The organism is uncultured Collinsella sp. (assembly GCF_959026545.1).
GTDB lineage: Bacteria > Actinomycetota > Coriobacteriia > Coriobacteriales > Coriobacteriaceae > Collinsella.
Genome location: NZ_CAUFLV010000030.1, coordinates 1 through 7,321 on the forward strand (window position 1 = coordinate 1; position 7,321 = coordinate 7,321).

A 7,321-nucleotide genomic window follows, 5' to 3' on the forward strand; every position below is an offset into this window, starting at 1 on the left:
GAGGCCGCTTAGCGGTTATGATTTATCGCGTCCAAGTTTCGGGGCGCAGTTCACAGGGACGAGGGTTTTTCTTTTTGGAGTCTCATGCTCCCCTATCGATGCAAGCGACGCCAGTACGCCACCAGCAACAAAACAAGCACAATGGGCAACGTGATGAGTAAGGCGAACAGGAGCATATGGATTACCATCGGGCTCACTTGCGCACGCTCCTCAGCTTGGAGATCATCGCCTCAAACGTCTCTCCGTCCAACGGCGTCTGCGTGATGACGAGAATCGTGTCGTTTCCAGCCAGCGAGCCGAGAACATCGGGCAGCTCGGCGGCATCGATTGCCGCGGCGATGCCCAGGGCGGTACCGGGCTGCGCCTTGATGATGACGAGGTTCTCCGTGCGCTGAACGCCAACCACGAGCTCAGAGACCATACGTTGCAGATGTAGATCCTCCGCAAGGACGTACATGCCCTCGGGCAGCTTACGAAGCCCCATGTCGGCGATATCGCGCGAGACGGTCGCCTGCGTGCAATCGAACCCACGCGCTTTAAGCTCGTCCACGAGCACGCGCTGAGTGCGCACGTCCTCAGTTCGGACGATCTCTCGAATAGCATCTTGGCGGCCATTGCGTTTTTTGGCCATGTTCTCCACCATTCCCTAGCGGTTCCCCACATTTCGAGTACAGCATACCGCCGAATCTCTTTAAAACGGATTAGCAGGCATCACGCTATCTAATTGAAACATTTTTGCATAGAACAGGCAAATGCAATCATATATGTGCATATTGAAGCATTTTTACGGGCAGGCCGTCAAAGCTCCATCGTCATATGCCACGTCCATAAAGCACAAACCACGCGCAGGAGCAGTAGGGCCCGCCGCCCGACGATCGCACGCTGTAATCACCTCTAAAACCCACTCCGGATCTCGACGACCCGCGCCAACTTCAACGAGGGTCCCAACGATCGTCCTGACCATGGAATGCAGGAACGCATTACCCGTGATGGTAAAGGCTATGTGCTCCTCACCCAGCGCGCCCTCCCTTTCGAAGGAGACCTCAATCACGTTGCGACACGTGGGCTTGCCGATGGCGGAAGACATCTTGCAGAAGCTCTTGAAGTCATGCTCCCCCACCAAATACGAAGCGCCGCACTCCATCGCCTCGACATCCAAGGGCAGTCGATGCCACCAAGTCACCTTGCGCGTGAGCAGCGGCGGTGCGTCGCCCGTAGCTATGCGATAGGTATAGGTTCGAGCACGCGCGTCAAAGCGAGCCGAGAAGCCGGAGGAGGCATGAAACACCCTACCAAGCGCTATGTCATCGGGGAGCAAGGCCGCCATCGCGCGCATCCACCGTCGATGCTCGATGGCCAACTCATCATGGTGTGCGGGGACGCTCACGTACTGCGCTATGGCGTGAACACCTGCATCGGTGCGACCGGCACACGTGAGGTCGATAGGACGGCGTAAAAAGGTCTCGAGCGCGCAGCGGACCTCCCCTGCGACCGTCCTAAGCCCCGGTTGCTCGGCAAACCCGGAGAAGCCGGCGCCATCGTAGCCCAGCCGAAACACCAAGGTGCCGTCGAGCACCTCCGGTTCGAAATAGGACGGCGCGCCCACGCGCATATCGTCTGTTTGGGCCACTGAAGCCTCCTTATTGCAATCTTTCGTGCCTATGCTACCAAAATCACCAACATAAACCCAGGATGGTCAAGACGAGCACGAGCGCCGCCCCCAATGCGAGCACAAGGCGATCATAAGGAGCCAATCGACGAGGAGCGGGCAGTTTCCCAGCGGCAACGGAATCATAGCAACGGGCGGACATGGCCTCGGCCAAACGATCCGCACGGCGGAACAGGCCAATCATGAGGGGCGTGAACACCGAAGCCCACACGCCGATGCGCGAGAAGAGCGGACCGGCATCGAACTGGGCTCCGCGCGCACGCTGGGCGAGTCGAATCCGATTGAGCTCCTCACTCACGAGCGGGATGAATCGCAGTGCCACGGCGAGCACGGTGCCCAAAGGACCCACGCTCACACCAAAACGGGCCAAGGGGCTCAACAGGCGCACGCAGGCATCACTCAGCTGAGTCGCGGTCGTCGACGAGGCAACGACGAGTGAGAAGCCCACGAGTAACAAGATGCGCGTTATAGCCATGAGTCCCCGCAAGCCTCCCGCCGGGCTGAGACCAATCGCGCCAACCAACTCCACCGTTCCCCGGCCATCGCACGACACCAGGTTCGCAACGAGCGTGAACGCGAGGATGACGGCAACGGGTCGTATGCCGCGCAGCACACGGCCCAACCGCATGCGCGACGACGCGAGGCAGCCGCACAGGATCAGCAGCCAAACAACGAGCATGGCCGGCACTCCGGCAGAAAAGACCCCAGCCGTCGCAAGCAACAGAAGCACGATTTTCACACGGGCATCGAGGCGTGCAACGGGTGTCCCGGGAACATACTCACCAAAAACCGTGCCAAACGCTTGAGGCCCCCTCGACGCATGACCCATGGTGGAGTCACCCGCAAACGGCTGTAAAGAGGCATCTGAGGGACCTTCAGGCGCGCCTGCTGCGTGTAGGGACCCGTTTGACAGAGTGATCTCGCGTGTCGCGTAGGAACGCCATTCATCGACGTCATGCGTAATCACCAAAACCGATCGGCCTTCGGCGGCGAGGTCCGTCACGAAACGGTGCGCAAACGCCCGTCCCCGTGCATCGAGGGCGGCACTCGGCTCATCAAGCACATACAAGGGAGCATCCAGCGAGAGCACTGATGCCAGGGCAACGCGTCGAGCCTGCCCACCGGAGAGCTCAAATGGTGAAGCATCGGCCAATTTCCGATCCAGCCCCACGGCATCAATGGCCCCAAATACCCGACGATCGACCTCGCCTTCACTGAAGAAAAGGTTGCGCGGTGCGTAGGCGACTTCGTCGTAGACCGTTTCGAGGAAAAACTGGGCCTCGGGCTGCTGAAACGACAGTCCAACGGAGCCGGGAACTGGATGCGCCGGGGAAGCCTCGGCATCATCTGTGGCGGATGAGGTATCCACACAGGTATGAAGGCGAATGGAGCCCGCATCAGGCGAGAGCAATCCCGCGACAAGTGAGGCAAGCGTCGACTTGCCGGCACCCGATGCGCCCGTGAGCAACACCACCTCGCCGGCGCGCAGCGAAAACGAAATGTCCTTGAGGACGGCACGATCCCCATAGCTAAACGAGACACCCTCCACCTCAAGGATCGGCGTATCGCACGGCGTGCCAACAGCTCGGCACCCGGCAGCCTCCCGACCCGTGCAAGAGCCAAAGGAATGTTGCACAGCCTGAGGGCCGGAAGACGCGCGACAAGCAGACTCAGAAGCGCCTAGGGCTCCGTTGATGGAGGCAACATCCACGATGCGGTCTGCAAGAGCGATCTCAAGCGGGTCGTGCGTAATGAGAGCGACGCCGATGCCGTCTTCATGGACAAGAGTGCGAAAGAGCGTACGGAGTGATTCGCGGACCGCCGGATCGAGCTGCGCGGTAGGCTCATCAAGCACAAGATATCGAGGAGTCATGGCGAGCACACCGGCAAGGGCGATGCGTTGCTGCTCTCCGCCGGAAAGTGCCGTCGTAACGCGATCCTGGAACCCTGATAACCCTACACGGCGAAGTGCACAGTCGACACGCTGAGACACCTCTTCTTCCGACAGGCCAAGATTACGGGGCCCAAAGGCAATCTCGTCAAATACGAGGGAGGAAACGATTTGATCAACGGGATCCTGGCACACACGGCCAACAAGCGACCGAACCATGAGGCGTTCACGTTCGTTAGCAGAGGGGTCGTGACCATCGACAACCACACAGCCATCGTCAACCAGCTGCGCCGCGCACAACACACGACCAAGGGTGGACTTTCCACACCCGTTATCTCCCGTTAGGGCAACAATCTCACCCGGAGCAAGGGAGAATGAGCAACCAGACAGGACTTCAGCCCCATCCAACACCACGCCAACATCCTTCACTTCAAGCACGTTCTCGCCCCCTTTCTCTTGTTTTGCCTGGGCGACTGGCGGCGGGCAGTTCACTCAATGCGAGTTCCGCACGAGCCGAAGGGCCCAGTGGGCCCTTCGTGCGAGCCAGGACTGCCCGAACAGGGAGTGAACTGCCCGCCGCCAGTCGCCCAGGCAAAACAAAAAGGGGCACGCGAACGTACCCCTCTTCAATGTGATGCACGAGCAGCTACGTGCTACTCAGCGGTCTCCTCGACAGCGGCCTCGGTCTCGACGACCTCAGCAGCCTCCTCGACGGCCTCGTCCTTCTTGACGACCTTAGGAGCAGCGGCCTTCTTAGCCGGAGCAGCCTTCTTCGCCTTAGGGGTGCAAGGCTCGGAGACGATCTCGATGATGACCATCTCAGCGCAATCGCCCTTGCGCGGACCGAGCTTCATGATGCGGGTGTAACCACCATTGCGGTCGGCCCACATACCCTGAGCGGCCTTGTCGAAAATCTCAGCAACGAGATTCTTATCACCGAGCTTGGCGATGGCGAGACGACGAGAGTGCAGGTCGCCCTTCTTGGCCCAGGTGATGATCGGCTCAGCATAGGAACGCAGGGCCTTGGCGCGCGTCTCGGTGGTCTTGATGCGATCGTTCTCGAAGAGCGCCTTGGCAAGGCTCTTCTTCATGGCCTTGGTGTGGCTGGCGTCGGTGCCGAGCTTCAGGCCTTTCTTCTTATTGTGACGCATGGTCTAGTTCTCCTCTATACCTAGGGTTTAAGCCTTGAGGCTCAGACCCATGGACTCAAGCTTGTCCTTGACTTCCTCGATCGACTTCACGCCGAAGTTGCGGATGTTCAGCAGGTCGTTCTCGGAGAACTCGACCAGCTGGCGCACGGAGTGAATACTCGCACGCTTGAGGCAGTTGTAAGAGCGGACGGAAAGGTCCAGGTCCTCAATCTGCTTGTCAAGCTCGGCATTGTCGCTCGTCACCTCGGGGGCGAAGATGGAAATCTCCTCCTCCGCCTCGGGCTCGTCGGCCAGGGTCATAAACGCAGCCATGTGCTGGTTGATGATGTTGGCCGCAGACACAACCGCGTCACGCGGGGAAAGCGCACCGTTGGTCTCAATCTCAAGAACCAGACGGTCGTAGTCGGTGTGCTGGCCAACGCGGCACGCCTCGACGAGCTTGGCGCAACGCTTGACCGGGGAGAAGAGCGAGTCGACGTTGATGATGCCGATAGGATCATTGTCGCGCTTGTTCTGCTCGTAGGACACGTAGCCGCGACCATACCCGATGCGCATGCTCATGGTCAGATGACCACCCTCGGTGAGGGTCGCGATGTGCTGCTCGGGATTGACGAGCTCGAACTCGGACGGAATGAAGAAGTCTGCGCCGGTAACCTCGCACGGGCCATCGACCGAGATAGTCGCAGTGCCCTCGTCCGTGGTACCAAGCGTGCGGAACACGAGACCCTTCACGTTCAAGACGATGTCAGTGACATCCTCGACCATGTTGGGAATCGTGGTGAACTCGTGCTGGGCGCCATCGATCTGGATGGCCTCGACGGCTGCACCCTCGAGCGAGGAAAGCAGCACGCGGCGCAGGGAGTTACCCAGCGTGTCGCCATACCCGCGCTCCAGAGGCTCGACGGAAACGCGAGCAGCAGTCTCGCTGATCTCCTCGACGTGAACCTGGGGCCTGATGAATTCGGACATGTAATACCTCCAGCGTAGCGCGCAAACGATTACTTCGAGTAAAGCTCGACGATGAGCTGCTCGTTGATGTCGCCGCTGATCTGGTCACGAGAAGGCAGCGAGATGACGTTGCCGGAAAGCTTCTCGATGTCGACCTCGAGCCAGCCAGGGACCTCGAAGCGCTCGGAGGAGATGAGGGCCTCCTTGATGGGGAGCAAGTCGCGGAACTTCTCGCCCACAGCCACAACGTCGCCGGCCTTCACGCGGTAGGACGGGATGTCCACGCGCTTGCCGTTAACGGTGAAGTGGCCATGGCGGACGGTCTGACGAGCCTCCTTGCGGGTGCGAGCGAAGCCGAGACGGAACACGACATTGTCGAGACGGGTCTCGAGAATGGTCATGAGGTTCTCACCGGTAACGCCGTCCATGCGAAGAGCATGCTCGTAGTAGTGGTGGAACTGCTTCTCGAGAACGCCGTAGATGAACTTGACCTTCTGCTTCTCGCGCAGCTGCATGCCGTACTCGGATTCTTTGCGACGGCGCTTGGGCTGGCGGATAGATTCCTTTTTGGAGCTGTAGCCGAGCTCAACGGGATCGATCCCGAGCTGGCGGCAGCGCTTAAGAACCGGAGTCCTGTCGATTGCCATAATAAATCGATCCTTTCAGTTACACGCGGCGACGCTTCTTGGGGCGGCAGCCGTTGTGCGGGATGGGGGTCTTGTCCTGGATGCTGGAGACCTCGAGGCCAGCGGCCTGGAGGGAGCGGATCGCGGTCTCGCGGCCCGAACCGGGGCCCTTCACGAAGACGGCGACCTTGTGCATACCGTGCTCCATAGCGGCCTTGGCGCAAGCCTCGGCGGCCATCTGGGCGGCAAACGGGGTCGACTTACGGGAACCCTTGAAGCCCACGGTACCAGCGGACTGCCAAGCGATGACGTTGCCCGCAGGATCGGTAATGGAAACGATGGTGTTATTGAACGTAGAACGGATGTGAGCCTGGCCCACGGAGATGTTCTTACGGTCGGCGCGCTTGATACGGGTGGAGGCGCCGCGCTTGTTCTTTGCAGTAGCCATTATGCGTCAGTCTCCCTTATTTCTTCTTCTTGGCACCGATCTGACGCTTCGGACCCTTGCGGGTGCGAGCGTTGGTGTGGGTGCGCTGACCGCGAACAGGGAGACCCTTGCGGTGACGGAGGCCGCGGTTGCAGCCGATGTCCATGAGGCGCTTGACGTTCTGGGCGCGCTCGCGACGGAGGTCACCCTCGACCATCAGGCCATTCTTATCAATGTAATCGCGGATCGCCGAGATCTGCTCCTCGGTGAGGTCCTTGATGCGAGTGCCGTCGGCAATGTTGAGCTCGGCGCACATCTTCGCTGCGGTGGTGCGGCCGATGCCGTAGATGTAGGTCAGACCAATCTCCGCACGCTTCTCGTTCGGAAGGTCGACACCGTTAATACGGGCCACTGTGGATCTCCTCTCTTAACCCTGGCGCTGCTTGTGGCGCGGGTTCTCGCAGATCACGAGAACCTTGCCATGGCGGCGGATGATTTTGCACTTATCGCACATCTTCTTGACGGAAGGGCGTACCTTCATCGTTCTTCCTTTCGGTAGTGCTCAAGCTACAAGGTGGAATGTTATCTACTCGCCCAGCCGCAGGCGTT

General features: G+C 59.8%; 9 protein-coding genes. All 9 read right to left on the reverse strand.

Annotation, left to right across the window (positions count from 1 at the left end; genetic code table 11):
* Nucleotides 1–193: 193 nt before the first annotated feature.
* Nucleotides 194–631, reverse strand: coding sequence for an arginine repressor (locus tag Q5Q88_RS09080; RefSeq protein WP_118653639.1), 438 nt, complete (start codon nucleotides 629–631; stop codon nucleotides 194–196).
* Between the two features lie 153 nt (nucleotides 632–784).
* On the reverse strand, nucleotides 785–1,612 hold the full coding sequence (gene truA, locus Q5Q88_RS09085) for a tRNA pseudouridine(38-40) synthase TruA (RefSeq protein ID WP_118653640.1): 828 nt from the start codon (nucleotides 1,610–1,612) through the stop codon (nucleotides 785–787).
* Between the two features lie 61 nt (nucleotides 1,613–1,673).
* Nucleotides 1,674–3,998, reverse strand: coding sequence for an ATP-binding cassette domain-containing protein (locus Q5Q88_RS09090; RefSeq protein WP_302743125.1), 2,325 nt, complete (start codon nucleotides 3,996–3,998; stop codon nucleotides 1,674–1,676).
* 215 nt (nucleotides 3,999–4,213) lie between these two features.
* Nucleotides 4,214–4,711, reverse strand: coding sequence for a 50S ribosomal protein L17 (gene rplQ / locus Q5Q88_RS09095; RefSeq protein WP_118653598.1), 498 nt, complete (start codon nucleotides 4,709–4,711; stop codon nucleotides 4,214–4,216).
* A 27-nt stretch (nucleotides 4,712–4,738) separates the two neighbouring features.
* On the reverse strand, nucleotides 4,739–5,680 hold the full coding sequence (locus Q5Q88_RS09100; protein WP_118653599.1) for a DNA-directed RNA polymerase subunit alpha: 942 nt from the start codon (nucleotides 5,678–5,680) through the stop codon (nucleotides 4,739–4,741).
* A gap of 29 nt (nucleotides 5,681–5,709) precedes the next feature.
* Entirely contained in the window at nucleotides 5,710–6,306 is a 597-nt protein-coding gene (rpsD, locus tag Q5Q88_RS09105) for a 30S ribosomal protein S4 (protein ID WP_118653600.1), read from the reverse strand.
* Nucleotides 6,307–6,325: 19 nt separating this feature from the next.
* Nucleotides 6,326–6,733, reverse strand: coding sequence for a 30S ribosomal protein S11 (gene rpsK / locus Q5Q88_RS09110; RefSeq protein WP_006720336.1), 408 nt, complete (start codon nucleotides 6,731–6,733; stop codon nucleotides 6,326–6,328).
* A gap of 16 nt (nucleotides 6,734–6,749) precedes the next feature.
* Nucleotides 6,750–7,124 (reverse strand): 30S ribosomal protein S13, encoded by a 375-nt coding sequence (gene rpsM / locus Q5Q88_RS09115; RefSeq protein WP_118653601.1) that lies wholly within the window; start codon nucleotides 7,122–7,124, stop codon nucleotides 6,750–6,752.
* 15 nt (nucleotides 7,125–7,139) lie between these two features.
* Nucleotides 7,140–7,253: a 50S ribosomal protein L36 gene (gene rpmJ / locus Q5Q88_RS09120; protein ID WP_006363204.1), complete on the reverse strand. Its 114-nt coding sequence runs from the start codon at nucleotides 7,251–7,253 to the stop codon at nucleotides 7,140–7,142.
* Nucleotides 7,254–7,321: the final 68 nt, after the last annotated feature.

What these genes read in the sequence shown, in the direction of transcription:
- truA (WP_118653640.1), bottom strand. Translation starts at nt 1,612, where the DNA reads ATGCGCGTGGGCGCGCCGTCCTATTTCGAACCGGAGGTGCTCGACGGC.
- rpmJ (WP_006363204.1), bottom strand. Translation starts at nt 7,253, where the DNA reads ATGAAGGTACGCCCTTCCGTCAAGAAGATGTGCGATAAGTGCAAAATC.
- Q5Q88_RS09080 (WP_118653639.1), bottom strand. Translation starts at nt 631, where the DNA reads ATGGCCAAAAAACGCAATGGCCGCCAAGATGCTATTCGAGAGATCGTC.
- rplQ (WP_118653598.1), bottom strand. Translation starts at nt 4,711, where the DNA reads ATGCGTCACAATAAGAAGAAAGGCCTGAAGCTCGGCACCGACGCCAGC.
- rpsK (WP_006720336.1), bottom strand. Translation starts at nt 6,733, where the DNA reads ATGGCTACTGCAAAGAACAAGCGCGGCGCCTCCACCCGTATCAAGCGC.
- rpsD (WP_118653600.1), bottom strand. Translation starts at nt 6,306, where the DNA reads ATGGCAATCGACAGGACTCCGGTTCTTAAGCGCTGCCGCCAGCTCGGG.
- Q5Q88_RS09100 (WP_118653599.1), bottom strand. Translation starts at nt 5,680, where the DNA reads ATGTCCGAATTCATCAGGCCCCAGGTTCACGTCGAGGAGATCAGCGAG.